Genomic DNA, 25,267 nt, shown 5'->3' with positions numbered 1-25,267 from the left:
GGGTGGCGGGTCAGCCGTCGCCGAGCTGTTCGTTCAGCTGCTTCTCGATGGCACCGACCGTCGCGTCCAGGCTCTGGGAACCGCCCAGATACTTGACCGTCTCGTCGTGCAGCGGATCGCCCTCGGTGACATGGCCCGCGTAGGCCTGCCGCAGCGAGTCCTTGATCTGGGCGGGCCCGAGGGGACCGGCCTCATCGATGATCCTGTTGTAGAGGTCGAAGTCGCGCTGGCGCGCGGCGTAGCGGACCTGCACGCCGTCCTCGACCGGCAGGAAGCCTGAGGTCTCGCACAGCTTGCGGTAGTTCTTCTTGCTGTAGAGCCAGTTCACGAACCGCTCGGACTTCTTGGCGGCCGGGCCGTCGAAGCCGACGAGGTAGTTGGTGCCGAGGTTGGTGGTCCGCACGGGCTGGTGCGGCATGAGCGCCGAGTCCCAGTCGAAGTTCTTGATGTTCTTGGCGAAGTCGGCGATCTGCCAGACCCCGGAGTAGTACGCGACGACGCGGCCCGACTTGAACATGGCGTTGGGGTCGTCGTTCGAGAGCCACACGGACTTGGGGCTGAAGGAGCCGTCGTTGAGTTCCTTGAACCGCTTGAGCGCCTTGACGGAGTCGGCATCGCCCTTGAATTCGCCGTCCTTGCCCTCGCGGAAGCCATTGCCCCCGAACTGGTACATGAAGGAGCGCAGCCGGTGGCTGGAGGCGTCCATCACCATGCCGTACTTCGCGTCGGTGCGCTTCTGTACCTTCTTCACGGCGGCGACGAACTGGTCCCAGGTCCAACCGCCGCTGTCGCGCGGGTAGTCGACGTGCGCCTTCTTGAACAGCGACTTGTTGACGAAGAGGCCGACCGCGGTGAGGTCGGTGGGCAGGGCGTTCACCACGCCCTTCTCGTTGGCGGCGAGCAGGTCCTTCTTGATGTGGTGGTCCTTCGCCACGCCCCCGAGGTCCATCAGCGCACCGGACCAGATCGGGTCGATGCCCGGCACACGGGCGAGCGCCGGCAGTTCGCCCGCCATCGCCGCGTTGCGCATCTTGGTGACCAGGTCGTCGTACGGGATGTCGACGACCTCGACCTCGACGCCGGTCTCCTTGGTGTACTCGGCGGCCATCTTGGCGAAGCCGCCGCCCTGAGCGGTGTCGCCGGACAGCCAGAAGGTCAGCTTGTTCGGATCGCCGCCCGCCACCCCGGTGTTCTCGGCGAAGGCACAACTGCTGAGCAGCAGCACCATCGCGCTCGCCCCGGCCACGGCCATCGTCCTTCTGCGACCCGCCCGCATGGCTCCCCGCCCTTCTCCGCCCGCCCGGTCCCGCACGTGACCAACTGCCGCCCGGACGCCCGGAAGTGGAGCCTCCGGCAACGGGGTCAAAGATCAGGGCAAGCGCTTGCTAGCGTCAAGGGTTCTGCAGGGACTTTGTACTGACAACATGACGCGGCCGGGGAGAAGGAAGCCCCGAATCGCTCACTGCCCCTTGCGGATCCGCCCCAGGTCCCGCGCCGCCTGGTCCAGGAGCGTACGCATCGCCGACTCCGCCGCGTCCGGGTCCTGCGCGCGGACCGCGTCGAGGACGGCGCGGTGGCTGGGGACAGGGTCCTTGGGGTGGCGGCCCGTGCCGTGGACGAGGCGGTCGCGGTAGGCGAGGCCCGCGGCGATCACCAGGTCCATGCGCTCCAGCAGTTCGTTGTGGGAGGCCCGGAGCAGGGCGCCGTGGAAGGCGAGGTCCGCCTCGACCGCGTGGGCCGCGCCGCCCTCACCACCCGACTTCCCCATCGCCTCCAACGCCGCGTCGAGCGCGGCCAGATCGGCCTCCGTGCGGCGGCGCGCCGCGAGCCGGACGGCGGCCGGCTCGACGATGCCGCGCACCTCGTCCAGGTCGCCGAGCAGCGGGTTGCCCGCGCCCGCCGCGAGGCCGCCGTCCAGCGTCTCGAACTGCCAGCGCAGCACGTCCGCGTCGAGCAGATGCCAGTCCGCGCGGGGCCGCACGAAGGTGCCGCGCTTCTGCCGGGCGTCGACCATGCCCTTCGCGGCGAGCACCTTCAGGGACTCCCGCAACGCGGTGAGGCTGACGCCGAGTTCGTCCTGGAGCGCGCCGAGGTCGAGGGTCGCACCCTCCCCGATCCGGCCGCTCAGCACCCGGTGCGCGATGGTCTCCACGGTCTGCCCGTGCACTCCGCGGCGCGCGTACCCCGCCATGTCCTACCTGCTGTTCTCTCGACGTCCCGGCCCGCCAAGTATCGCCGGGGCAGCGGGAGTTCACCCCGTGTTCGGCGCCCGTTCACGCCGAGGACTTCATCACGCTCCACCCGCCGTCGACCACCAGGCTGGTCCCGGTCACGTACGAGGCCTCGGGCGATGCGAGGAATGCGATCGCCGACGCCACCTCGTCGGGGCTGCCGAAGCGGCGGGCCGCGGTCTCCGCGACGCTGGCCGCCCGCTCTTCCTCGGGCACCCGGTCCCACACCCCGGTCAGGATCGGCCCCGGCAGGACCGTGTTGACCCGCACCGACGGGCCGTATTCCACGGCGAGTTGGCTGCTGAGCGAGAGCAGTCCGCCCTTGGCCGCCGCGTACGCCGGGTGGCCCGGGATGCCGTGCCGGGCGTGCACGGACGAGACCAGGACGACCGCGCCCGCCTGCTCGCGCAGGTCGTCGAGGCAGGTCCGCACGCCGAGGAACGCCGCCGTGAGCCCGATGGTCAGCTGGCGGTTCCAGGACTCGGGTGAGGTCTCGTGCGCCGGGGCGACCTCGATCTTCACGGCGTTACTGACCAGGACCCCGACGGGCCCGAAGGCGTGCGCGGCGGTCAGCGCCTCCCGCCAGGCCTCCTCGCGCGCGACGTCGGCGGGCACGAACGCGGCGCGACCACCGTCCCGCTCGATCTCCTTGGCAACCTCGACCCCGTGCCGCTCGTCGATGTCGGCGAGCACGACGGCGGCGCCCTCCGCGGCGAGCCGCCGCGCGGTCGCCGCGCCGATGCCCGCGGCGGCTCCGGTCACGATGGCGGTGCGCCCGGCGAAGCGGTCGGTGGCGCGCGGGGCTGTCATTGGCTGCCTCCGGGGTCCGGTGAATCGGGGACGTGATCGTCAACTGTCCGGCTGGTCAAGGGGGTTGACCCCCTCCACCCTCGCTCATATATTCCGCCACGTTAATTCCTAATTAATGGATTGAACAGAGCCGTGCAGCCCGACGATCGAGTGAGGTGCGATGCTCCACTTCGGCGCCGACTACAACCCCGAGCAGTGGTCCGAGGAGGTCTGGGCCGAGGACACCCGGCTGATGAAGGAGGCCGGGGTCACCATGGTCACAGCCGGGATCTTCTCCTGGGCCAAGGTCGAACCCCGGTCCGGCGCCTACGACTTCGACTGGTTCGACCGCGTCATGGACAACCTCGCCGACGCGGGGATCCGGGTCTGCCTGGCCACCATGACCGCCTCTCCGCCCCCGTGGCTCTCGCGGCTGCACCCGGAGATGCTCCCGGAGACCGAGGACGGCCGGCGCAAGTGGCCCGGCGGCCGCCAGCACTACTGCCCCTCCAGCCCCGTCTACCGCGAGCACGCCACCCGCCTCGTCGAACGGCTCGCGACCCGCTACGCCGGGCATCCGGCCCTGGACACGTGGCACATCGGCAACGAGTACGGCTGCCACACCCGCCAGTGCTACTGCGACGTGTCCGCCGCCGACTTCCGCCGCTGGCTTCGCGAGCGCTACGGATCCGTGGACGCGCTCAACGAGGCCTGGTCCACGGCCTTCTGGTCGCAGCGCTACGACGACTTCGACGAGGTCCTGCCGCCACGCCTCGCCCCCACCTTCGCCAACCCGGCCCAGCAGCTGGACTATTGGCGCTTCAGCGACGACGCGCTGCGCCAGTGCTACCTCGCCGAGGAGGCCGTGCTGCGTCGCGTCACACCGGGCGTGCCGATCACCACGAACCTGATGCCGAACCACAAGCCGGTCGACGCCTTCGCCTGGTCCGAGCACATGGACGTGATGGCGCTCGACCACTACCAGGATCCGTACGAGCCGGATCCCCATCTCACCGCCGCGTACAACTTCGACCTGATGCGCTCGGCGCGCGGCGGGCAGCCCTGGTTGCTCCTGGAGCAGGCGCCCAGCGCGGTCAACTGGCGGCCGCGCAACAGCCCGAAGCAGCCCGGCCGGATGCGCCTGTGGAGCTGGCAGGCCGTCGCGCAGGGAGCCGACGCGGTCCTCTACTTCCAGTGGCGCCAGTCGCGCGGCGGCGCCGAGAAGTACCACTCGGCGATGGTGCCGCACGCCGGGACCGACACCCGGATCTTCCGCGAAGTGTCGGACCTGGGCCGCGAGTTGGCGTCGGTACCCGAGATCGCGGGGACCCGTTCGACCGCCGACGCCGCGCTCCTCACCGACTGGAACAGCTGGTGGGCCCTCGAGCTGGACTCGCATCCCTCCACGGCCCTGAACCAGACCGAGATCAACCTCGCGCACCACCGCGCCCTGTTCGACGCGGGTGTGCCGTGCGACGTCGTCCCGCCGGACCGCGACCTCTCCTCGTACAAGCTCGTCGTCGTGCCGAACCTGTATCTGCTCAGCCAGGAGAACGCCGAGCGGCTCGCGGAGTACGTCGAGGGCGGCGGACATCTCGTCGTGTCGTTCTTTTCCGGCATCGTCGACGACTGCGACCGGGTCGAACTCGGCGGGTACCCCGCCCACTTGCGGCGACTGCTCGGCATCCGCACGGAGGAGTTCTGGCCGCTCGACGAGGGCCAACACCTCACGGTGAGCGGTGAGTTGACCGGACGCGCCGATCTGTGGTCCGAGGCCATCGACCTGGAGGGCGCCGAAGCCGTCGCCGTCTTCGAGGACGGCGAGCTCACGGGCCGCCCCGCCGTCACCCGCCACACGTATGGCGACGGCACCGCCTGGTACCTCGGCACCCGCCTCGAACCGTCCGCGCTGCGGGCCCTGTTGGACCGGGTGCGCACGGAGGCCGGAGTCACCCCCGTCCTGCCGGACCTGCCCGAGCAGGTACAGGCCACCGTCCGCGAAGGCGCGGCCGGCCACTTCCTGTTCCTGCTCAACCACGGTGAAAACGAGGCAGAGGTCTCTCTTCCGACCCCCATGCGGGACCGCCTCACCGCCGAGCCGGAGCCCACCACCAGCGTGTCTCTACCGGCGTACGGCGTCGCCGTGCTCCAGGCCCAGACGTTGCACTGACAAGGAGGTCAGATGCCCCAACCAACCACCCGCCGAAAGGTCCTCACGTGGGCCACCGCCGCAGCCGCGGCCCCCGCCCTCGCGGCCTGCGGTGAATCCGCCGGCGCCGCCCGCATGACGAAGGACCACGGCCGCAAGCCGGGCCAGAAGGTCACCCTCAGGCTCTGGACCTGGGTCCCGCTGCAGAAGGCGGTCGCGCTGTGGAACAAGCGCAACCCGGACATCCAGGTCGTCGCCCAGATGGTGCCCGCCAACACCTCCGGCGGCTACCAGAAGATGCACGCCGCCGTGAAGGCCGGCAACCCGCCGGACCTCGCCCAGGTCGAGTACTACGCGCTGCCCGAGTTCATGCTCGAGGGCGGCCTGACGAACCTGAGCGAGTACGGCGCGGACAAGCTCAAGGACAGTTACGTCGACTGGCAGTGGAAGCAGGGCGTCTTCTCGGGCGGCACGTACGCGATCCCGCAGGCCTCGGGCCCCATGGGTCTCTTCTACCGCAAGGACGTCCTGGAGAAGTGGGACATCGAGGCCCCCAAAACCTGGGACGAGTACCGCGCCGCCGCGAAGAAGGCCAAGAAGCGGGGCTCGTACATCACGGCCTTCCCGCCCTCCAACGCCCAGTGGTTCGCCAGCTTCCCCTGGCAGCGCGGCGCCCACTGGGTGCGCACCGAAGGTGACACCTGGATCGTCGACCTGACTTCCCCGGAGTCCCTCGAGGTCGCCGACTACTGGGACGGCATGGTGCGCGACCGCTTCGTGCTCCAGACGCAGGACGCGCAGAGCGCCTTCTACAAGGCGCTGCAGACCGGGGAGCTGGTGACCTGGCCGGGCGCGCAGTGGTACGACGCGCTGATCCGCGGCAACGCCCCGCGCACCAAGGGCAAGTGGGCGGTGTCCGAACTGCCGCAGTGGGAGGCGGGCGCGCACGCCTCCTCCAACTGGGGCGGCTCCTCCACCGCGGTCCTCCAGGGCTCCCAGCACCCGGTCGAGGCGCTGAAGGTGGCGCACTGGCTGAACACGAACCCGGACAGCATGAAGCTGCTGATCGAGGCCGGGTACGGCTGGCCCGCCGCCAAGATCGACCTGCCGAAATCGCCGCTGGGTAAGCCCGACCCGTTCTTCAGCGGCCAGCGCTACAACGAGGTCTTCCAGGTCTCCGACCGCAACGTCGACACGTCCTGGCGGTACGCGCCGACCACCACGCAGTCCTTCACGCACATCCAGGACAACCTGGCGCTCGCCCTCGTGGGCAAGGGCTCGTTCGTGGACGCGCTGAAGGACGCGCAGACCAAGTTCGTCGACGACCTCAAGGCCAAGGGACTCAAGGCGAGGAGCGCACGATGAGGAGCGCACGATGACGACATCGTCCGTGAAGTCCGCGCAGCCCGGCGCCGGCGACTCCGCGCGCCCGACCGCGCCCCCGAAGGCCACCGGCCGCCGGCGCACCCGCCGCGCCAGGCCCGACCGCAAGGCGTGGCTGTTCCTCGGCCCGTTCCTCGCGGTCTATCTGTTCGCGATGATCATCCCGGTGTTCTACGCGATCTACCAGAGCCTGCTGAAGGTCGAGCGTTCGGGACCGCTCGGGCTCGGCGCCCCCAAGGTCGTCTTCGGCGGCCTCGACAATTACGCCATCGCTCTCCAGCAGGACGCCTTCCTGGAGGGCTTCGGCCGGGTGCTGCTCTTCGGCATCGTGCAGGTCCCGGTGATGCTGCTGCTCTCGCTCGTCCTCGCGCTGCTGCTCGACCAGATATCCGACCGCTGGGCCGGCCTGATGCGGGCGACGTACTTCCTCCCGTACGGCATCCCCGGCGTCATCGCGACGATCCTGTGGGGCTTCCTGTACGTCCCCGGCATCAGCCCGATCACCGAAATGCTCGGCGACCTGGGCTTCCAGCCGGACTTCCTCGGCCCCGACACCGTGCTGTGGTCCATCGCGAACATCGTGATCTGGGAGTTCGCCGGCTACAACATGCTGATCATCGTCGCCCAGCTGAAGTCCGTCCCGCAGGAGCTGTACGAGGCGGCGAGGATCGACGGGGCGGGCCCCTGGCAGATCGCGCTGCGCCTCAAGATCCCGCTCGTCCGCCCGGCCCTCATCCTCACCTGCGTGTTCTCCATCATCGGCACGATGCAGCTGTTCGCGGAGCCGCTGGTCCTGAAGAAGATCGCGCCGGCCGTCATCCCCGACTACACGCCGAACCTCAGCGCGTACTTCGACGCCTTCTCCAACGCCAACATCTATGTGGCGGCGGCCAAGTCCGTGATCCTCGCGGTGGTCGCGATGGTCCTGTCCTTCGGCTTCCTGAGCCTCGTCACCCGCAAGCAAAGGAGCGAGCGGTGACCGCTGTCGACGTCAAGACTCCCCCCGCCACACCCGTGGCACCGGCGCGCAGGCCACGGCGCCTCACGCCGGGCCGGATCGTGCTGGTCGCGGTCCTCACGATCGCCGCGATCTACTTCCTCGTCCCCGTGTATTGGCTGATCGTCGCCACGACGAAGAACAACGACAGCCTCTACGGCTCCTTCGGCTTCTGGTTCGACAACCCGCAGCTGCTGCACAACCTGGGCAACGTCTTCGCGTACGACCGCCACATCTATCTCCAGTGGGCGCTGAACTCCCTGCTGTACGCGGGGGTGGGCGCGGTGCTCGCGACGCTGTTCTCCGCGGCGGCCGGCTTCGCCCTCGCGAAGTACCAATTCCGGGGCCGCGAGGCGGTGTTCAAGTTCGTCCTGGCGGGCGTGCTGCTCCCGTCGACGGCCCTGGCGCTCCCCCTGTACCTGCTCTTCAGCAAGCTGCACCTGACGGACACGTACTGGGCCGTCCTGATCCCCAGCATCGTCTCGCCCTTCGGCGTCTACCTCTGCCGGATCTACGCGGAGGCGTCCATCCCCGACTCGCTCCTGGAGGCGGCGCGGGTGGACGGCGCGGGCGAGGAGCGGATCTTCGCGACGCTGGTGCTTCGCATCATGACGCCGGCGCTCGTCACGGTCTTCCTCTTCCAGTTCGTGCACATCTGGAACAACTACTTCCTGCCGTTGGTGATGCTCTCCGACGACCGGAAGTACCCGATCACGCTCGGCCTCGTCACCTGGCAGCAGGCCGCCGACCGGGTCCCGGAGCTGACGCAGTACACCATCGGCGGTGCCTTCGTCTCCGTCATCCCGCTGGCCTTCGCGATGCTCGTCCTCCAGCGCTTCTGGCGGACGGGTCTGACCGAGGGAAGCGTCAAGGAGTGACCCGGCGCCACACCGCAAGGGAGCAACTGGCTTGAAAATCAACCGAGTCGAGACCTTCGCCGTCCCGCCGCGCTGGCTGATGTGCCGGATCGAGACGGACGACGGTCTCGTCGGCTGGGGCGAGCCCGTGGTGGAGGGCCGCGCCGACACCGTCCGCGCGGCCGTCCACGAACTCGCCGACCAGTTCCTCGTCGGCGCGGACCCGCTGCGCGTCGAGGACCACTGGCAGCTGATGACCAAGGGCTCGTTCTACCGGGGCGGCCCGGTCCTCTCCAGCGCCGTCGCGGGCCTCGATCAGGCGCTGTGGGACATCGCGGGCCAGGCGTACGACGCGCCCGTGCACCAGCTCCTGGGCGGTCCTGTACGTGAACGGGTGCGCGCCTACTGCTGGGTGGGCGGCGACGAACCGGCCGAGCTGCGCGACCAGATCGCCGAGCAGGCGGCGGCCGGTTTCACGGCGGTCAAGATGAACGGTTCGGGCCGCACCGACCGCCTGCCGACGGTCGCCGACCTCGAAGCGATGGCGACCCGCGCCTCGGTGGCCCGCGAAGTCCTGGGCTCTGATGGGGACTTCGCGGTCGACTTCCACGGCCGGTTCACGGTGGCGGGCGCGGTCCGCGCGGCGGCGGCCCTCGAACCGTACGGCCCGATGTTCGTCGAGGAGCCGGTCCTGCCCGAGTACACGCACCGCATCGGGCGTGTGGTGGAGTCGACGACGACGCCGGTCGCGACGGGCGAGCGGCTGTACTCCCGTACGGAGGTGCTCCCGGCGCTCCAGTCGGGGGTGGCGGTCGTCCAGCCGGACCTCTCGCACGCGGGCGGCATCTCGGAGTCGCGGCGCATCGCCTCGCTCGCCGAGACCTTCGACGCGCTGGTCGCCCCGCACTGCCCATTGGGTCCGATCGCCCTGGCGGCCAGCCTCCAACTCGCCTTCAGCACACCCAACTTCCTCATCCAGGAACAGTCCATCGGCATCCACTACAACAACGGCTCCGAACTCCTCGACTACGTCGCGGACCCCGAGGTCTTCCGCTTCCACGAGGGCCACTTCGCCCGCCCCACCCTGCCGGGCCTCGGCGTACGGATCGACGAGAAGGCGGTCCGCGCGGCGGACGACTCGGCGACGAGCTGGCACAACCCGGTGTGGCGGCACCGGGACGGGTCGTTCGCGGAGTGGTGACACTTCGGTACCGGAGCGGGCCCGCATCCGAATGGCCCTCATTCTGCCCGCGTATGAGAACTGACGCCTGAACACCCCCCGTGGTCGACTCGGAACGATCGCGCTCGCGATCGCTTCCGAGCCGGACACAGAAGGGGGCACATGTGCACCAGGACGAGGTGGCGGGGCCCGGCGGGCGGACCGTGGTGGTCACCGGTGGCACCAGCGGCATCGGTGCCGCGATCGCTCGGCGCTTCGCCGCCGACGGGGACGAGGTCGTCGTCGCGGGTCTCGACGCGGACCGGTGCGCCGGTGAACTCCCCACAGCCGTACGGGCCGTGGAACTCGACGTCACACGGGCGGAGGCGCTGAGCGCCTTCCTGGACGGGCTCGACGGGCTCGACGTGCTGGTCAACGCGGCCGGGGTGATCGCCCGCGGCCGGGAGTACAAACCGGAGGTCTTCGCCGAAGTCGTCGGCGTCAACCTCACCGGGACGATGCGCAGTTGCGTCGCGGCCCGCAAGGCGCTCGCCGACACCGGCGGCTGCATCGTCAACGTCGCCTCCATGCTGAGCTACTTCGGCGGCCCCAAGGTGCCCGCGTACAGCTCCAGCAAGGGCGGGGTGATGCAACTGACGAAGTCCCTCGCCGTCGCCTGGGCCGACCAGGGGATCCGGGTCAACGCGGTGGCGCCCGGCTGGATCCGCACCCCGCTCACCCGTGACCTTCAGGAGGACCCGGAGAACAGCCGACGCATCATCGACCGCACCCCGATGGGGCGTTGGGGCACACCCGCCGAGATCGCGGGGGCCGTCGCGTTCCTCGCGGGCCCGGACGCCGGGTTCATCACGGGGGCCGTGCTCGCGGTGGACGGCGGCTATCTCGCCGCGTGACCCGTCCGCCTCCAACCCCCTTACGAGGAAAGGAACGTAACGCCATGTCACAGAGTCGAGGCCCGGTCATTCCCGTCTCCTCCGTCGTCCCGCCGGAGATCGCCGTCGCGGCCCTGCCCGAGGACGAACGGGTGTGGGTGCCGCAGGCGCCGAACGTGTGGTTCCGGCCGCTGATGTTCAACACGGTGACCGGGCAGTGGTGCAACCTGCTGAAGGTGACCGCCGCCGGCATCGTGTCCCGGCACCGGCACCCCGGAGTCGTCTTCGGCTATGTCATCAAGGGCAAGTGGCACTACTACGAGCACGAGTGGGTCGCCGAGGCGGGCCACTTCGTCTACGAGCCGCCCGGCGAGATCCACACGCTCGCCGTGCCCGAGGACTGCGCCGAGATGATCACGTTCTTCAACATCACCGGCGCGATGGCGTACGTCGACGAGGACGGTGTCCAGATCGGCTACGAGGACACCTTCACGAAGATCGAGATGTGCCGGGAGCACTACGACAAGGTCGGGCTCGGAGCCGAGTACGTGGACCAGTTCATCCGCTGATGTCCGGGAAGGGCGGCGGATGAGGTGATCACGCACCATTCTTTTGACGGCTCACCGAGGGTAGCGTTCCGGTCGATCTCGGTGACTGGAGGCGTCATGGACCTCACAAGCGTGCACCACTACCGCATCGACTGGATCGCCAGCTTCGTGGCGGTCGCCCGGCACGGCAGCTTCTCCGCCGCCGCCAAGACGCTCTACCGCTCCCAGCCGCGGGTGAGCAGCCACATCGCCGCGCTGGAGCGGCTCGTGGGGCGGCGGCTCGTGGACCGTTCCGTTCAGCCCGCGACGCTCACCCCGGAGGGGCGGGGTCTGCTTCCGCACGCCGAGGAGATCCTGCGGCGGCTCGACCTGATGGCGGAGAGCACCGAGGGGGCGGTGTGCGGGACGGTCCGGCTCGGCTGCTATCCGAGCGCCGCCGCCTACCTGTACCCGCGGGCGGTGCGGGCCCTGCGCGCCGCGTATCCGCGGGTGCGGCTCGTCCTGCACGAGGGGCCGAGCCTGGAGCTGGGCGAGCAACTCGTCGACGGGGGCGTCGATCTGGCCGTCAGACCGCTGCATCCGCTGGTCAGCTCCGACCGGGTGGCCAACCGGGTGCTGTGGCGCGAGCCGCTCGTCGCGGTCTTCCGCGCCGACCACCCGCTGGCCGGCGCGCACGAGGTGGCGCTCGCGCAGACGGTGACCCAGCCGGTGATCAGCATCGGGGAGAGCGACGACGGGCACAGCCGCCAGTACGAGACCAATCTCGCCTTCGCCAACCTCGGCCTGCAACCGGTGATCCGCGAACGCACCAACCAGCCGCAGACGTTGATCTCTCTGGTCCGGCACGGGCTCGGCGTCGGTGTCACCAACGCGCTCGCCATGACCACCGCCGACACCGAGGGCGTGGCCCTCGTGCCGGTCCGCGACGCCGGCTGCGAGCGGGCCGTCGCCACGTGGTGGCGGACAGGCGAGGAGTCGCCCGCGGTCGCGGCGGTACGGGAGTGTCTCGACCGGCTGCCGGGGCCCACCTGGCCGTGGGACGCGCCGGCCGGGCCCGCGCCATCCGCTAGTCGAATAGCCGCATTCGCGACCGAACACTGACGGCCCATCAGTGCGCTCCTACGGTTGCCCCAGTCGATTCGCCGACCTGGACAGGAGCACATCCCGCATGGCCAACTCCTTCTCCCCCGAGACCATCGAGGCGTTCCGCTCGATCGCCACGGCGTCCGTCGCCGACGCGGTCGAGCAGTTCGCAGCGCGCGGCTATCTCTCCGGCACCATCCGCCAGGTCCTGCCCGGCAAGCTCGTCGGCCCGGCCGTCACCGTCCTGGAGGTTCCCTCGCCCGAGCCCGTCCCGCCGGAGCACGCGCTGCGGGCCATCGACGAGTCGGCGCCGGGCGACGTCGTCTGCATCGCGGCGGGCGGCGCAGACGTCGCGGTGTGGGGCGGCCTGATGAGCGCGGGAGCCGTCGCCAACGGCGTCGCGGGCGCGGTCCTCGACGCGGGGGTGCGCGACATCGAGGAGATCCGCCGCGACTACCCGCAGTTCCCCGTCTACGCCCGCGGCGGCGTGCCGGCCACCACCGTCGGCCGCTACCGCACGGTCAGCCTCAACGAGCCGGTGGAGATGGGCGGTACGCGGGTGTACCCCGGCGACCTGATCGTCGCGGACAGCGACGGCGTGGTGTGCGTGCCCGCCGACCGCGTGCCCCAAGTCCTCGTAGCGGCACAGGAGATCGAGCGGCGGGAGCGCGAACAGACCGTCCTGATCCTGGAATCGGGCTCGCTGCGGGGCGGGCTCGAGAAGTACCACCGGATCTGAGGCCGGCGTGGACATCCTCGCGGCCGGTGAGCCGCTGCTCGAGTTCAACACGTCCACGGACGCGCCGGGCCCTGTCGGCGCGGGCACCTCCTTCACCGTCGGGCACGGCGGTGACACCTCCAACTTCTGTGTGGCCGCCCGCCGTTCCGGCGCCGACACCGGGTACATCACGCGCATCGGCGACGACGACTTCGGCGCCTCCTTCCTCCGGCTGTGGGAGCGGGAGGGCATCGCGACCGAGCACGTCGTCCGCGAACCGGGCGGGCGGACCGGGATCTACTTCATCGCCCGCACCCCGACCGAGAGTTCCTTCACGTACTACCGGGCGCGGTCCCCCGCCAGCCGCCTCGCGCCCGCCGACATCCCGGCCGGGGCGATCGCGCGGGCCCGCCTCCTGCACCTGAGCGGCATCACCCAGGCGATCTCCACGTCCGCCTGCGACGCGGCCTTCCACGCGATGCGACTGGCCCGGGACAACGGCACCCTGGTCAGCTACGACCCCAACATCCGGCCCGCCCTGTGGCCCGCCGAACGGGCCCGCGCGGTGGCCTGGCGCAGCGTCGAGCTGTGCGACATCGCGCTGCCGAACCTCGACGAGGGGCGGCTGCTCACCGGGCTGCACGATCCGGACGAGGTCCTCGCGGAGTTCGTACGCCGCGGGCCTTCCGTCGTGGTCCTGAAGATGGGTGACCGGGGAGCGCTCCTCGCGCACGACGGGGCGGTCACCCGCATCGCGCCGCACCCGGTCGACCCAGTGGACACCACCGGCGCCGGTGACACCTTCGACGGCGCGTTCGCGGCACGCCTCCTGGCCGGGGCCACGCCACCGGAGGCCGCCCAGTACGCGGCGGTCGCGGCGGCGCTGACCACGACCGGGCCGGGCGCCGTCACGCCGATCCCGCGCCGCGAGGACGTCGACGCCGCACGCCGGAGCCAGGGCGCCGACCGGCCACCACCGTCAGCAAGCACACCGGTCCGATGAGGAGTTGAGAAGCCAATGGTTCGCGCCAAACGCCACATCGCCGTGGCGGCATGCTCGGGAATCCTGCTGCTCGCGGGGTGCTCCGACGGTTCCACCGTGGACGATGCCGTGGAGGGTGCATCCGGCGCGGGCGCGGCGGCGCCGACCCGCGTCAGAGCCGGATATGTGTCCGCCATCGACCAGATAGGCCTGCCGTCCGGCGTGGAGGCCGGGTACTTCGACGAACAGAACCTCAACGTGAAGCTGGCCCAGCCGTACCCGACGGGTGTCGACGCGCTCAACGCGCTGCAAGCGGGCGAGGTCGACTTCATCCAGGTCGGCACGCCCGCGATCGCCGCCGCGCAGAAGGGCATCGACCTGTCCCTGGTCGGCAACTACACCGGCTCGTCCAGCCGGAAGAGCATCGACGAGACGATGGCCGTGGTCGCCGCGGCCAAGTCCGGCGTGGACGGCAAGGACCTCAAGACACTGCGCGGCAAGAAGATCGGTGTCTCCGAGGGCTCCATCAACCACCTCTATCTGCTCGGCCTGTTGGACGAGGCGGGCCTGAAGTCGAGCGACGTCAAGATCGTGAACACCGAGCCGCCGGACATGGCGGTCGCCCTCAAGACGGGAGGCATCGACGCCGCCATCGTCTGGGACCCGTTCCCCATCACGGTCGTCGACCAGGTCGACGGCGCCAAGGAGGTGCTGCGGGGCGGCGGCCACATCCCGTTCATCGGCTACATCGTCACCACACCCTCGTACGCGAAGAAGCACCCGGAGGTCGTCGAGCGCTTCCTGACGGCGCGGGCACGCACCGACCAGTGGATGCGCGAGAACCCCGGGGACGCGGCCGACTCCGCGACCCGGTGGCTGCCCGGCACAAAGAAGGCCGTGGCAGAGGAAGCGATGAAGCACAACGTGAAGCAGCTCGACCCGCGCTTCTCCGCCTGCAACTACCTCGCCCTCGACACCCAGGCGCGGCTGCTCGCCGGGCAGGGCGCCGTCAAGGGCGGCTTCGACGTCGACAAGTACTTCGACCCCAAGCCGATCCTGAAGGTGATGGCGGCCGAGCCGAAGCTCTTCCGTGATCTGCCCGACGTACCGAAGGCGGCGGCCGTCGACGGCGGTTACCGCTTCGACCGGGCGAGCGCCTCGAAGGCCTGCCCGTCGTGACCCCGCCGACGACGAAGGTGGCTCCCGCGCGCCCGGCGGCCGCCCTGCCGCGCCACGCGCGAAAGCCCCGCAAGCGGCGCGGATCCCGCCTCGGCCGCGCGCTCTGGTTCCTCGGGCCGCTCGCCGCGCTCGCACTCGCATGGGCCGTGGCGGTGGCCGTCACGGGGACACCGCTGCGGGTGTTCCCCCAGGTGACCGACGTGGCCCGGGCGCTCGGTGACATGGCGGCGAGCGGCGATCTGGCCCGGCACCTGGGCGCGAGCCTGCGACGGATGGGCCTCGGGATCGTGCTCGCGCTGGTCACCGCGCTCCCCTTCGGTATCGCCCTCGGGTCGAGCCGTGCGCTGTCCGCGTTCTTCGCTCCGCTGCTGCGGTTCTCTGTGGCGCTCGCGGGCATCGCGTGGATCCCGGTGGCGACGCTGTGGTTCGGCTACGGCGACCGCGCGGTGATCTTCATCGTGTGGAACGCGATGTTCTTCGCGCTGACGTACAACGCGATGCTGGGCGTGCGTCAGATCCCGGTCCAACTGCTGCGCGCGGCGCGGTCGTTGGGGACGAGCCGGCTGCGGATGTTCTGGGAGATCCTGCTGCCGGGCGCCCTGCCGAGCATCGTCACCGGGCTGCGCGTGGGGCTCGGTTACGGCTGGCGCGGGCTGGTCGCCGCCGAGATCATCGCGGGCAGCGCGGGCCTCGGCTACGCGCTGTTCCAGGCGCAGAAGTACTTCCGCACCGACGTCATCATCGCCTCGATGGTGATCATCGGGGTGCTGTGGCTGCTGATGGACCGGCTGCTGCTCGCGCCGCTCGAACGGCGGACCGTGGAGCGCTGGGGCATGACGGGGGTGAACCGCTGATGGCCGCACTGTCCACGGCGCCCACCATGCCCGTGTGGCGGCGCCTGTCGCGCAGCGGCACGGTCCGCACGCTCGGCCCGTTCGTGCCGGTCGTCGCGCTGTGGTGGCTGCTCGCCGAGTTCGAGGTGTTCCCCCGGTCGTTCTTCGCGGGACCCGGCACCGTGCTCGCGACGCTCGGCGGCCTCCTGGAGAAGGGCATCCTGCCGGGCTATCTCTCCGACTCCCTGACCCGCCTCGCGTACGGCGTCGGGTTCGGGCTGCTCATCGGCCTGCCGCTGGGCTTCGCGGTGGCGATGATCGGGCGGCTGCGCCGGTTCTTCTGGCCGATCCTGCTGTTCTTCCAGGCGATCGCGGACATCGCGTGGCTGCCGATCGTCATCGTGTGGTTCGGCTTCAGCCTGACCGCCGTCACCTTCGTGATCGTCTACACCATCGTCTTCCCGCTGATGCTGAGCGTCGTCGCGGGTGTCGAGCAGGTGCCCCGCGAGCTGGTGCGGGCGGCGCGCAGCCTGGGGGCCGGGCGGTGGCGGGTGTTCGTCGAGGTGATCGTGCCGGGGTCGCTGCCATCGGTGGCGGGCGGCATCCGCACCGGGCTCGGCTACGGCTGGCGAGCCCTGGTGGCCGCCGAGATCATCGTCGGCACCAGCGGGATCGGCTACATGATGTTCGACGCGCGCCGGGTGGGTGACATCAGTCAGGTGTTCCTCGGCATGGTCGTGCTCGGCGCGCTCTGGTACGCGCTGGACGCGCTGATTCTGGCCCCGTTCGAGCGGGCGACCGTCGAACGCTGGGGAATGGTACGCAGGTTGGAGGCCGACGGGTGATCGGCGGCCGACGGATGAGCTGGTGGGAGAACGACTCATGACCGCTCTGGAGATCAGCAAACTGCGCAAGGCCTACGCCGACGACTACAGCGGCGAGGAGGTCACGGCCATCGACGACGTCTCCTTCGGCGTCCAACAGGGCGAGTTCGTGTCGGTCCTCGGCCCCAGCGGCTGCGGCAAGACGACGGTCCTGAACATCGTCGCCGGCTTCGTCGAGGCGAGCGGCGGCACAGTGTCCGTGGACGGCGCGCCCGTGCACGGACCGGGACCCGACCGGGGCGTGGTGTTCCAGAGCCATGCGCTCTTCCCGTGGAAGACGGTGCTCGGCAACGTGTCCTTCGGTCCGCGCATGCGCGGGGTCCCGAAGGCCGAACGGGCCGCCCGTGCACGGGAGTTCCTCGACCTGGTCGGCCTCGGCGGCTTCGAGCACCGCTATCCGCACGAGCTGTCCGGCGGCATGCAGCAGCGGCTCGGCGTGGCCCGCGTGCTCGCCAACGAACCGGCGGTGATGCTCATGGACGAGCCGTTCGCCTCCATCGACGCGCAGACCCGGCGCAAGCTGCAAGAAGACCTCACCGGCATCTTCGAGTCCCGCCGCCCGACGGTCTTCTTCGTCACCCACGACGTCGACGAGGCGGTGTTCCTCTCCGACCGCATCGTGGTGCTCTCCCGGCGCCCCAGCCGGGTCAGGGAGATCGTCGACGTGGAACTGCCCCGGCCACGGCGCTGGGACACCGCGGTGGCCCTGCCGGAGTTCCGGGCCACGGTCAACCGGGTCAACGCGCTGCTGACAGGGGAAGGAGCTGAGGACGGTGCCACCGACGTCGTCACTTCTCCGTAGAACCGCGAAGAGTCCCACGCTGCGCAAGATCGCGATCGTCGTTCTCCTTGTGATCGTCTACCAGGCGTGGCTGAGCGTGCAGGCCACCGGAAAGGTCGCCCCCGGAGTCGGCGAACTCCGCGATCCCCGGGGCCGGTTCGCCGTCGACGTCGAACTCGGCTTCAAGCCCGAGCGCTACCACATCCTGCAGCTGCAGAAGCACGGCCGCATCGCCGGCACGGACGGCGACGTGGTGCATCTGCGCGGGGTGGCACCGGCCGGGGTGGACGCGCTGACCCGCGAGTACTGGATCGAGCACATCGAGGCACCGGCGGGGGTGCCGCGCTGAACTCCGTTGCCAGACGGGTGGATTCAGGGTTCCGCACGCTATTCGGAAACCGTATCGGCCCTCCTCTGAAAGGCGGTCCTGTCTGGTCCGTGGCACACGGGCGACGGTAGACGAGAGGCATGCTCCGTTCCGATCTGCGTCTCGAATGGCTCGTCTCCTTCCTCGGCGTCGTGGACACCGGCAGCTTCAGTGCGGCGGCCGAGCTGACCCACCGCTCCCAGCCGCGCGTGAGCATGCATGTCGCCGCCCTCGAACGGGAGGCGGGGGTGCCGCTGTTCGACCGCGACCGGCGTCCGGTGACACCCACCGACGCGGGCGCGGTCCTCGCCGACCACGCGCGCGCCATCCTGCGCCGGCTCGCCGGGGCCGAGGCCGCGATGGCCGGGTACCGCGGCGCCGCGCGCGGCGTGGTGACGCTGGGCAGCTACCCGAGCGCGAGCGTGGCGTTCGTGCCGCAGCTCCTTGAGCGCATGGCCCGTACGCGTCCCGCCATCAAGGTGGTTCTGGTCGAGCGGTCCACCCTGGAGCTCGACGCGGCGCTGGCCAGCGGCGAGGTGGACATCTGCCTGCGCCCGATGGCACCTCCGCCGGGCCCTTCGGTGGAGTCGCGGCCGCTGTGGTGGGAGGGCCTGATCGCGGTCCATCCGCCCGACCATCTGCTGGCCGAGCTGCCGGAGCCGCTGCCGCTCGCCGCGGTGGCAGCGCACCCCTTGATCACCATCGGCCGGCTCGGCTCGTCCGAGGCCATGGGCTTCGAGACGTACCGCGCCTTCAGCGAACGCGGCCTCGAACCCAACGCCGTACAGGCCACCAACCAGCCGCAGACCCTCATCTCGCTGGTCCGCAGCGGTCTCGGCATCGGTGTCACCAACCTCCTCGCCGTCGCCACCGCGGACACCTCCGGCGTCGTGGCCCGCAGACTCGACGTGCCCTGCGGGCGCAGGGTCGCGGTGCACTGGTCCACCACCCGGCCGCTCACCCCGCCCGCGCGCACGTTGTTGCGCGAGATCGAGGCTTCGGAGGCGCCGCCCGGCACGCGGGACCTGACGGGAGACACCCCGCAAGGTTCACCCCACGGTTCATCCCCCGGTTCATCCAAGTTGCGAATACCCGCATCAGCACGACGCGCTTAACGCCGGACGGCGGCGTTCCTAGCGTGTGTCCAACACCGGTCAACGAGGCGGAAGTTGAGGGTTCGGATGCGTACTGACCCAGTCACACGTCGGGCGATGCTCGGGCGCAGCGCAGCGGCCGGCGGGGCGCTCGCGCTCGGCCCGCTGTTCGCGGGAGAGGCGGTGGCGGCCGACGGGGCCACACCGAAGAGCAGCGCCGCACCGAAGAAGGGCGGCTACGAGCGCATCGGCGTACGCCCCCTCATCAACGGCCGTGGCACCTACACCGTCCTGAGCGGTTCGCTGATCCTGCCGGAGGTGCGCGAGGCCATCGACGCGGCGTCCCGGCAGTACGTGCAGCTGGACGAGCTGGCCGACGGCGTCGGCAGACGGCTCGGCGAGCTGACAGGCGCCGAGTTCGGCATGGTCAGCTCCGGCTGCTCGGCCGCCCTGACCCACGCGTCCGCGGCCTGCACGGCGGGCGGCAACCCGGACCTGCACATCCAGATCCCCAACTTGAGCGGCTTCACCAAGACCGAGGCCGTCATCCCCAAGCACTCCCGGAACGTGTACGAGGCCGCCATCAGCGCCGTCGGCCTGAAGGTCGTCGAGGTGGCGACGCGCGAGGAGATGAAGGCGGCGCTCGGCCCGCAGACCGCGCTCGTGTACGTCTTCGCGATGCCGCGGGTCGACGAGAGCGAGCTGGACCTGAAGACCATCGCCGAGCTCGCGCACGCGAAGGACGTGCCGGTCCTGGTCGACGCCGCCGCCGAGGTCCTCACCATTCCCAACGTCCATCTGGAGCGCGGCGCCGACCTCGTCGCGTACAGCGGCGGCAAGGCGCTGCGCGGACCGCAGTCGGCGGGCATCCTGCTCGGCCGGAAGGACCTGGTGCGCGCCGCGTGGGTGCACAGCGCGCCGCACCACGGCTACGCGCGCGGTTTCAAGGTCGGCAAGGAAGAGGCCATGGGCATGCTCGCGGCCGTCGAGATGTGGGTGCGCCGCGACCACAAGGCCGAGTACGCGAAGTGGACCTCATGGCTGAGGACCATCGCCAAGCGGGTCTCCACCGCGGTCCCCGGTGTCACCTCCGAGCTCGTCCAGCCGGAGGGCCTGTCCAACCGCACACCGACGCTCAACCTGTTCTGGGACGCGAAGAAGCGCGGCGTCGTCGGGCAGACGATCGTGGACGCCCTGTGGGAGGGCGAGCCGCGCATCGCCATCAACCCGGCGAGCAGCAAGGATCCGGCGCTCTCTGGCCTGGCCGTCACCCCGTACATGCTGGAACCCGGCGACGAGAAGATCATCGCCGACCACATCGTCAAGCGGCTCAAGAACCCGCCCCCGGCCCCCGCGAAGCCGAAGCCGCCCTCCGTCGACGCGAGCGGCACCTGGTCCCTGGAGATCACCTACGCGGCCGGTGCCTCCAGCGCGCACCAGCTGACGCTGAAGCAGGACGGCGCGAAACTCACCGGCACCCACCGCGGCGACTTCGTGTCTCGTTCCGCCACGGGTTCCGTAAGCGCCGACGAGGTGACGGTGAGCAGCTCGTACGGGGAGGAGCACGGCGACTCCCTCTCCTACACCTTCACCGGGAAGCTCACCGGCGACGCGATGAGCGGGAGCGTCGATCTGGGCGAGTACCTCAAGGGCAGTTGGAAGGCGACCCGTAAGACCTGAGCACTTGAGCACTTGAGCACTTGAGCACTTGAGCACCTGAAGGGCACCACCCCACCCGATCAACCCTTCATCGGAGGACGCGTGACCTCGAACCGACGGGACTTCATCCGCAGGGCCCCCGCAGTGGCGGCCGTCGCCGCCGTACCGGCCGTGGCGGGAGCGGGCACGGCCTCGGCGGCCGACGCCCAGCACGGCCGGCCGGGCAAGCCGCGCAAGGAGGTGCACTACCCGGACGGTGCGGAGCCGCCGGAGAACCCCCTGTTCAGCCCCATCGTCACGTACGGCTCGATGGTCTTCATCTCCGGTATCGGCGCCCACTTCGAGGGCGACATCCGCGCGCACACCGACCACGTGCTGAACGAGGTGGAGCGCTATCTGGAGTCCGTCGGCTCCTCGATGGCGAAGGTCCTCAAGATCAACGTCTATCTGAACACCCTCGACGACTACGACGGGATGAACGAGGTCTTCCTCGGCCGCTGGGGCCCCGAACCGGGCGTGCGCACCACGATCGCCGCGGCGGCCGGCATCCCGGGCGACTCGCTGGTCGAGATCGACTGCATCGCCGTCATCTGAGTCGGCTCACCGCACCGAACGACGAGGGAGGCTTCATGAACGTAGGACAGGACATAAGACAGCGGGCCCACTGGCTGGTGCTCCCGGCGGCGCTGACGCTGGTGCTCGGCGCGGCGACGGCGGGCGCCTCGACACCTTCGGCCCCTTCCGCCGAGAAGGCCGAGGCCTACGACCTGGTGATCGAGCGCGGCCATGTCATCGACCCGAAGAACCACGTGGACGCGGTCCGCGACGTCGCGGTCAAGGGCGGGAAGATCGCGAAGGTGGCGAGGGACATCGACGCCTCCGCCGCGAAACAGAAGGTCGACGCGGCGGGCCAGTACCTCACTCCCGGCCTCATCGATCTGCACGCCCACCTGTTCCCGGGCCCCGAGGACGACTACGCGAACGGCAAGAACGGGGTGTCGCCCGACGGCTTCACGTTCCGCACCGGTGTCACCACGGCGGTGGACGCGGGCTCCTCGGGAGCGGCGAACTTCGAACTGTTCAAGAAGAACATCATCGACCGGTCGCAGACCCGTGTCCTCGCGTTCCTCAACATCGTCGGCAAGGGCATGGGCGGCGCCAAGGTCGAGCAGGACGTCAGCGACATGAAGCCGGGGCCCGCGGCCGAGAAGGCGGCCGAGTACCCGGACACCGTCGTCGGCATCAAGACCGCGCACTACGAGGGCAAGGACTGGGCCGCCGTCGACAACGCGGTGGAGGCGGGCGACAAGGCGGACCTCCCCGTCATGGTCGACTTCGGCGCCAACCACCCCGAGCGGCCGATCGAGCAGCTCCTCGGCGAGAAGCTGCGCCCCGGCGACATCTACTCGCATGTGTACTCGGGCCTGCGCAACGAGCTGCTCGACAGCGGCAAGCTCAATTCGGGCCTGCACAAGGGCCGGGACCGCGGTGTGCTGTTCGACGTCGGGCACGGCGGCGGCAGCTTCAGCTGGGACGTGGCCGTCGAGGCGATGAAAGAGGGCTTCGCGCCCGACACCATCTCCACCGATCTGCACATCACCAGCATGAACGCGGGCATGAAGGACATGCCGAACATCATGGGCAAGTTCCTCACGCTCGGCATGCCGCTGAAGGACGTGGTCGCGGCCTCCACCTGGAAGCCCGCGAAGGCCGTCGGCCGCTCCGACCTGGGCAATCTCTCGGTCGGCGCGCCGGCCGACCTGGCCCTGTTCTCCCTCGACAAGGGGAGGTTCGGCTACGTCGACAGCTTCGGCTACCGGATCGACGGCAGCCGCAAGCTCACCACTCAACTGACCGTCCGCGACGGCAAGGTGGTGTGGGACCTCAACGGAGAGTCCGCGCAGAAGTGGACTCCGGGCGCGAAGCGCGACACCGGGGAACACGAGCACTGAGCGACGAGCGCACGCACCGAGCGGGCCCCGGTCGAAGGCCGGGGACCGCTCACCGCTGTGACCAGCATGCGAACAACCCCTGTGACCAGCATGCGGACAAGTGGACGAATCCCTTCCGGTGGCTGCATACGATTCTGCGACACACCTGTCACCCGCATCCGTGACACACCCGTCACCCGCAGCACACCAGCACCCCGGAAGGCCCCCGTGAGCACCACTTCCTCCCTGCCCTCACCCACGCCGGCGGAGGCGGCGTCCGGCCCCGTGCCGATCCGGTCCGCGGCCGACGTCTCCGACCTGGTCAACTCCGGCACGGCGCGCGGCAAGCACGCCCGGATGATCGTGATCATCGCGCTCGGCGGCATCTTCCTCGACGCGTACGACCTCAGCTCGCTCGCGTACGGGCTGCCGGACATCACGAAGCAGTTCGGCCTCAGCTCCACGATGGCCGGCGTCGTCACCGCGTCGATCAGCGTCGGCTCGCTGATCGGCGCGCTCGTCGGCGGCTGGCTCGTGGACCGAATAGGCCGCTACCGGGTCTTCATGGCCAACATGCTGTTCTTCGTCATCACGGCGCTGGTGTGCTCGGTGGCGCAGGACGTGTGGACGCTGATCGGCGCCCGCTTCGTGATGGGCATCGGCGTCGGCATGGACATCCCGGTCGCCATCGCGTTCCTCGCCGAGTTCTCCCGGCTTCGCGGCAAGGGCAGCAAGGGCTCCCGCACGGCCGCCTGGTCCCCCGCCTGGTACGCGGCGACCAGCGGCTGCTACCTGGTGATCATGGCGCTGTACTTCCTGCTGCCCGACGCCCACCTGGGCTGGCTGTGGCGCTTCACCGTCGGCTTCGGCGCGATCCCGGCGCTCGTGGTCCTGCTGCTGCGCCGCCGCTACATGAACGAGTCCCCGACCTGGGCCGCCGACCAGGGCGACCTGGAGGGCGCGGCGGGCATCCTGCGGCAGTCGTACGGTGTCGAGGCGTACGTCCCCGATGACGTCGAGGGGAAGACGGAGCGCCCGCAGCGCCCCGGGCTCGCCTCCTACGCGCGCCTGTTCAAGGGCCCGTACCGCACCCGCACCATCCAGTCGGTGGCGGTCGGCCTCGCGGAGACCTTCGGCTACAACGCGGTCGCGTTCGGTCTGCCGATCATCATCGCCACGCTCATGACGCAGGGCCCGCTGACCACCATCGCGTCCTCCTTCACCCTGAACCTCGTCTTCGCCCTGACCGGCGGACTGCTCGGCATCCGCTGGGCGTCGACGAAGGGTGCCTGGCCGATGATGTCGCTGGGCTTCGCGATCCAGCTGGTGGCGATCACGGTCCTCGCGCTCATCGGACAGCCGTCGGGCACGGCCGTCGTGACGGCGGGCATCCTCATGCTGGGCGCCTTTATGTTCGCCCAGGGATTCGGCCCCGGCGCACACATCATGAGCTACGCCTCGCTGGGCTTCCCCACCTCCATGCGCGGCGTCAGCATCGGCTTCAACCAGGCGGTGCTCCGCCTCGGTTCGACGCTCACGCTGTTCTTCTTCCCGATCCTCAGCACCGGCCTCGGGACCGGCGTGTACTGGGTGATTCTCGGCGCGCCCGTCCTCGGCCTGATCGCGCTGCTCGTGAAGCGCTGGGAGCCGGTGGGCTTCGACGCGGACGCGGAGGAGCGGGAGCTCAGTCTCCGGTCGACCTGAGGGGTACCGCGCCCACGCTGTGGCCGCGCCGGTCGAGCAGTCGGCCGGCGTGCTTCAGCGTGCGCAGCACCACCGCGCGCTCCGTGATGCGCAGGCCGAGGTCGGCGAGGCGGCGGTTGAGGAGTGCCTCCGTGGTGTGCACCTCGGCCAGTGTGCGCAGCCAGATGTCCAGGATGAGGTTGTGGGTGCCCGCGGTGATGCTGCACATGCGCAGGCCCGGGAGGGTGCGCAGGGCCTGCACGGCGGGGTCCAGGTTCTCGGCGGGCACGGACCCGAAGTAGACGGCGGACACGGGGAATTCCGTGAGCGGCCGGGCCAGCGTGCACCGCAGCGAGAGCCGCCCGCCCGCCGTCAGCACCCGCAGCCTGCGCCGGACCGTGACGGTGCTCGCCCCGGTCGCCCGGGCCAACCCTGACAGCGGCATCCGCCCGTCCGTGCCGAGCGCGTGCGCGATGCGCCGGTCGATGGGGCGTATCGGCTCGTCGGGTACCGGGCTCTCGGCGTCCGCGTGCTCGGGCCGCAGCACCGCGCGCTGGCTCGGCGTGAGGCTCCGCAGCCGCCACTGCGCGCCCTCGAAGGGCACCGCCGTGATGACATGGATCCGGGTGCCGCGCACACCGGGCAGCCGGGAGATCCGCTCCCCGGTGTACCGGGCGAGGTCGTCGAACGACGAGGCGCCCACGATGGCCAGCAGGTCGCGCCCGCCGGACGTCTGCTTGAGGCTGAGCATCCGGGAGTCCGCGGCGAGCGACGTCAGCACGTCCTCCGGCAGATGCCCACCGGTGTCGATCTCGACCTGCGCGTACACCGACCCCTCGTCGCGGTCGAGCGCGAGATACCCGTCGACCCAGGCGGCCCCGCTGCGCGCGAGCCGCTCCCAGCGCCGGGCGGCGGTGACGGGGTCGATGTCGAGTGCCTCGCCGATGAGCGTCCACGGGGCGCGGGTGTTGACCTGAAGGGCGTGCACGAGCGCGAGATCGAGCTCGTCGATCCGGGCGCGCTCCGCCGCGGAAGGTTCCGAATGCTGCGTGCTCACGGTGGCCGAA

At 70.3% G+C, this 25,267-nt stretch carries 24 protein-coding genes; 20 read left to right on the top strand and 4 right to left on the bottom strand.

Annotated features, from left to right (window positions below; all coding sequences use genetic code 11):
- Nucleotides 1-10: 10 nt before the first annotated feature.
- The 3 genes from OHA73_RS34840 to OHA73_RS34830 all read right to left on the bottom strand — a co-directional run bounded on the left by OHA73_RS34840 (nucleotide 11) and on the right by OHA73_RS34830 (nucleotide 3,041).
- The gene (locus OHA73_RS34840; protein WP_327657062.1) at nucleotides 11-1,246 is read right to left on the bottom strand and encodes an ABC transporter substrate-binding protein; all 1,236 of its coding nucleotides are present in this window, start codon (nucleotides 1,244-1,246) and stop codon (nucleotides 11-13) included.
- A 213-nt stretch (nucleotides 1,247-1,459) separates the two neighbouring features.
- Nucleotides 1,460-2,191: a FadR/GntR family transcriptional regulator gene (locus OHA73_RS34835; protein ID WP_327657061.1), complete on the bottom strand. Its 732-nt coding sequence runs from the start codon at nucleotides 2,189-2,191 to the stop codon at nucleotides 1,460-1,462.
- Nucleotides 2,192-2,273: 82 nt separating this feature from the next.
- On the bottom strand, nucleotides 2,274-3,041 hold the full coding sequence (locus OHA73_RS34830) for an SDR family NAD(P)-dependent oxidoreductase (protein ID WP_327657060.1): 768 nt from the start codon (nucleotides 3,039-3,041) through the stop codon (nucleotides 2,274-2,276).
- Nucleotides 3,042-3,201: 160 nt separating this feature from the next.
- Here OHA73_RS34830 and OHA73_RS34825 point away from each other — a divergent pair, with 160 nt between their 5' ends.
- From OHA73_RS34825 to OHA73_RS34730, 20 genes are all read left to right on the top strand, one after another.
- Nucleotides 3,202-5,190 carry a beta-galactosidase gene (locus OHA73_RS34825; RefSeq protein ID WP_327657059.1) on the top strand — a complete coding sequence of 663 codons (1,989 nt, stop codon included), beginning with the start codon at nucleotides 3,202-3,204 and terminating at the stop codon, nucleotides 5,188-5,190.
- Between the two features lie 12 nt (nucleotides 5,191-5,202).
- Nucleotides 5,203-6,534: an ABC transporter substrate-binding protein gene (locus OHA73_RS34820; RefSeq protein ID WP_327657058.1), complete on the top strand. Its 1,332-nt coding sequence runs from the start codon at nucleotides 5,203-5,205 to the stop codon at nucleotides 6,532-6,534.
- Between the two features lie 10 nt (nucleotides 6,535-6,544).
- Entirely contained in the window at nucleotides 6,545-7,531 is a 987-nt protein-coding gene (locus OHA73_RS34815) for a carbohydrate ABC transporter permease (protein WP_327657057.1), read from the top strand.
- On the top strand, nucleotides 7,528-8,427 hold the full coding sequence (locus OHA73_RS34810; protein WP_403991931.1) for a carbohydrate ABC transporter permease: 900 nt from the start codon (nucleotides 7,528-7,530) through the stop codon (nucleotides 8,425-8,427). The genes OHA73_RS34815 and OHA73_RS34810 overlap by 4 nt, the downstream gene beginning before the upstream one ends.
- A 31-nt stretch (nucleotides 8,428-8,458) precedes the next feature.
- A complete protein-coding gene (dgoD, locus tag OHA73_RS34805) occupies nucleotides 8,459-9,607 on the top strand; it encodes a galactonate dehydratase (protein ID WP_327657056.1) in 1,149 nt (382 codons plus the stop codon).
- Between the two features lie 143 nt (nucleotides 9,608-9,750).
- Complete coding sequence (locus OHA73_RS34800; RefSeq protein ID WP_327657055.1) at nucleotides 9,751-10,479, top strand: SDR family NAD(P)-dependent oxidoreductase; 729 nt, start codon at nucleotides 9,751-9,753, stop codon at nucleotides 10,477-10,479.
- A gap of 44 nt (nucleotides 10,480-10,523) precedes the next feature.
- The gene (locus OHA73_RS34795) at nucleotides 10,524-11,027 is read left to right on the top strand and encodes a 2,4'-dihydroxyacetophenone dioxygenase family protein (protein WP_327657054.1); all 504 of its coding nucleotides are present in this window, start codon (nucleotides 10,524-10,526) and stop codon (nucleotides 11,025-11,027) included.
- Nucleotides 11,028-11,123: 96 nt separating this feature from the next.
- Nucleotides 11,124-12,107 (top strand): LysR family transcriptional regulator, encoded by a 984-nt coding sequence (locus tag OHA73_RS34790; protein ID WP_327657053.1) that lies wholly within the window; start codon nucleotides 11,124-11,126, stop codon nucleotides 12,105-12,107.
- 67 nt (nucleotides 12,108-12,174) lie between these two features.
- On the top strand, nucleotides 12,175-12,828 hold the full coding sequence (locus tag OHA73_RS34785) for an RraA family protein (RefSeq protein ID WP_327657052.1): 654 nt from the start codon (nucleotides 12,175-12,177) through the stop codon (nucleotides 12,826-12,828).
- Between the two features lie 7 nt (nucleotides 12,829-12,835).
- A complete protein-coding gene (locus OHA73_RS34780; protein ID WP_327657051.1) occupies nucleotides 12,836-13,810 on the top strand; it encodes a sugar kinase in 975 nt (324 codons plus the stop codon).
- A gap of 15 nt (nucleotides 13,811-13,825) precedes the next feature.
- Entirely contained in the window at nucleotides 13,826-14,968 is a 1,143-nt protein-coding gene (locus tag OHA73_RS34775; RefSeq protein WP_327657050.1) for an ABC transporter substrate-binding protein, read from the top strand.
- Nucleotides 14,965-15,822 carry an ABC transporter permease gene (locus OHA73_RS34770; protein WP_327657049.1) on the top strand — a complete coding sequence of 286 codons (858 nt, stop codon included), beginning with the start codon at nucleotides 14,965-14,967 and terminating at the stop codon, nucleotides 15,820-15,822. Before OHA73_RS34775 ends, OHA73_RS34770 begins: the two co-directional genes overlap by 4 nt.
- Nucleotides 15,822-16,646, top strand: coding sequence for an ABC transporter permease (locus OHA73_RS34765; RefSeq protein WP_327657048.1), 825 nt, complete (start codon nucleotides 15,822-15,824; stop codon nucleotides 16,644-16,646). The genes OHA73_RS34770 and OHA73_RS34765 overlap by 1 nt, the downstream gene beginning before the upstream one ends.
- 37 nt (nucleotides 16,647-16,683) lie before the next feature.
- Nucleotides 16,684-17,487: an ABC transporter ATP-binding protein gene (locus tag OHA73_RS34760; protein ID WP_327657047.1), complete on the top strand. Its 804-nt coding sequence runs from the start codon at nucleotides 16,684-16,686 to the stop codon at nucleotides 17,485-17,487.
- Between the two features lie 49 nt (nucleotides 17,488-17,536).
- A complete protein-coding gene (locus tag OHA73_RS34755; protein ID WP_327657046.1) occupies nucleotides 17,537-17,815 on the top strand; it encodes a hypothetical protein in 279 nt (92 codons plus the stop codon).
- Between the two features lie 119 nt (nucleotides 17,816-17,934).
- Entirely contained in the window at nucleotides 17,935-18,948 is a 1,014-nt protein-coding gene (locus OHA73_RS34750; protein ID WP_327657045.1) for a LysR family transcriptional regulator, read from the top strand.
- 66 nt (nucleotides 18,949-19,014) lie between these two features.
- A complete protein-coding gene (locus tag OHA73_RS34745) occupies nucleotides 19,015-20,607 on the top strand; it encodes an aminotransferase class V-fold PLP-dependent enzyme (RefSeq protein ID WP_327657044.1) in 1,593 nt (530 codons plus the stop codon).
- A gap of 81 nt (nucleotides 20,608-20,688) precedes the next feature.
- On the top strand, nucleotides 20,689-21,180 hold the full coding sequence (locus tag OHA73_RS34740) for a RidA family protein (RefSeq protein ID WP_327657043.1): 492 nt from the start codon (nucleotides 20,689-20,691) through the stop codon (nucleotides 21,178-21,180).
- Between the two features lie 35 nt (nucleotides 21,181-21,215).
- A complete protein-coding gene (locus OHA73_RS34735; protein WP_327657042.1) occupies nucleotides 21,216-22,538 on the top strand; it encodes an amidohydrolase/deacetylase family metallohydrolase in 1,323 nt (440 codons plus the stop codon).
- A 207-nt stretch (nucleotides 22,539-22,745) separates the two neighbouring features.
- Nucleotides 22,746-24,221 (top strand): MFS transporter, encoded by a 1,476-nt coding sequence (locus OHA73_RS34730; RefSeq protein ID WP_267068543.1) that lies wholly within the window; start codon nucleotides 22,746-22,748, stop codon nucleotides 24,219-24,221.
- On the opposite strand, the gene OHA73_RS34725 is transcribed toward OHA73_RS34730, so the two are convergent.
- On the bottom strand, nucleotides 24,202-25,257 hold the full coding sequence (locus OHA73_RS34725; RefSeq protein ID WP_327657041.1) for an Lrp/AsnC family transcriptional regulator: 1,056 nt from the start codon (nucleotides 25,255-25,257) through the stop codon (nucleotides 24,202-24,204). The genes OHA73_RS34730 and OHA73_RS34725 overlap by 20 nt on opposite strands.
- Nucleotides 25,258-25,267: the final 10 nt, after the last annotated feature.

This window comes from Streptomyces sp. NBC_00483 (assembly GCF_036013745.1).
In the GTDB taxonomy this organism is placed as follows: Bacteria; Actinomycetota; Actinomycetes; order Streptomycetales; family Streptomycetaceae; genus Streptomyces.
Note: the sequence above shows the minus strand (reverse complement) of the source record. Positions and strands in the feature narration are given on the sequence as shown.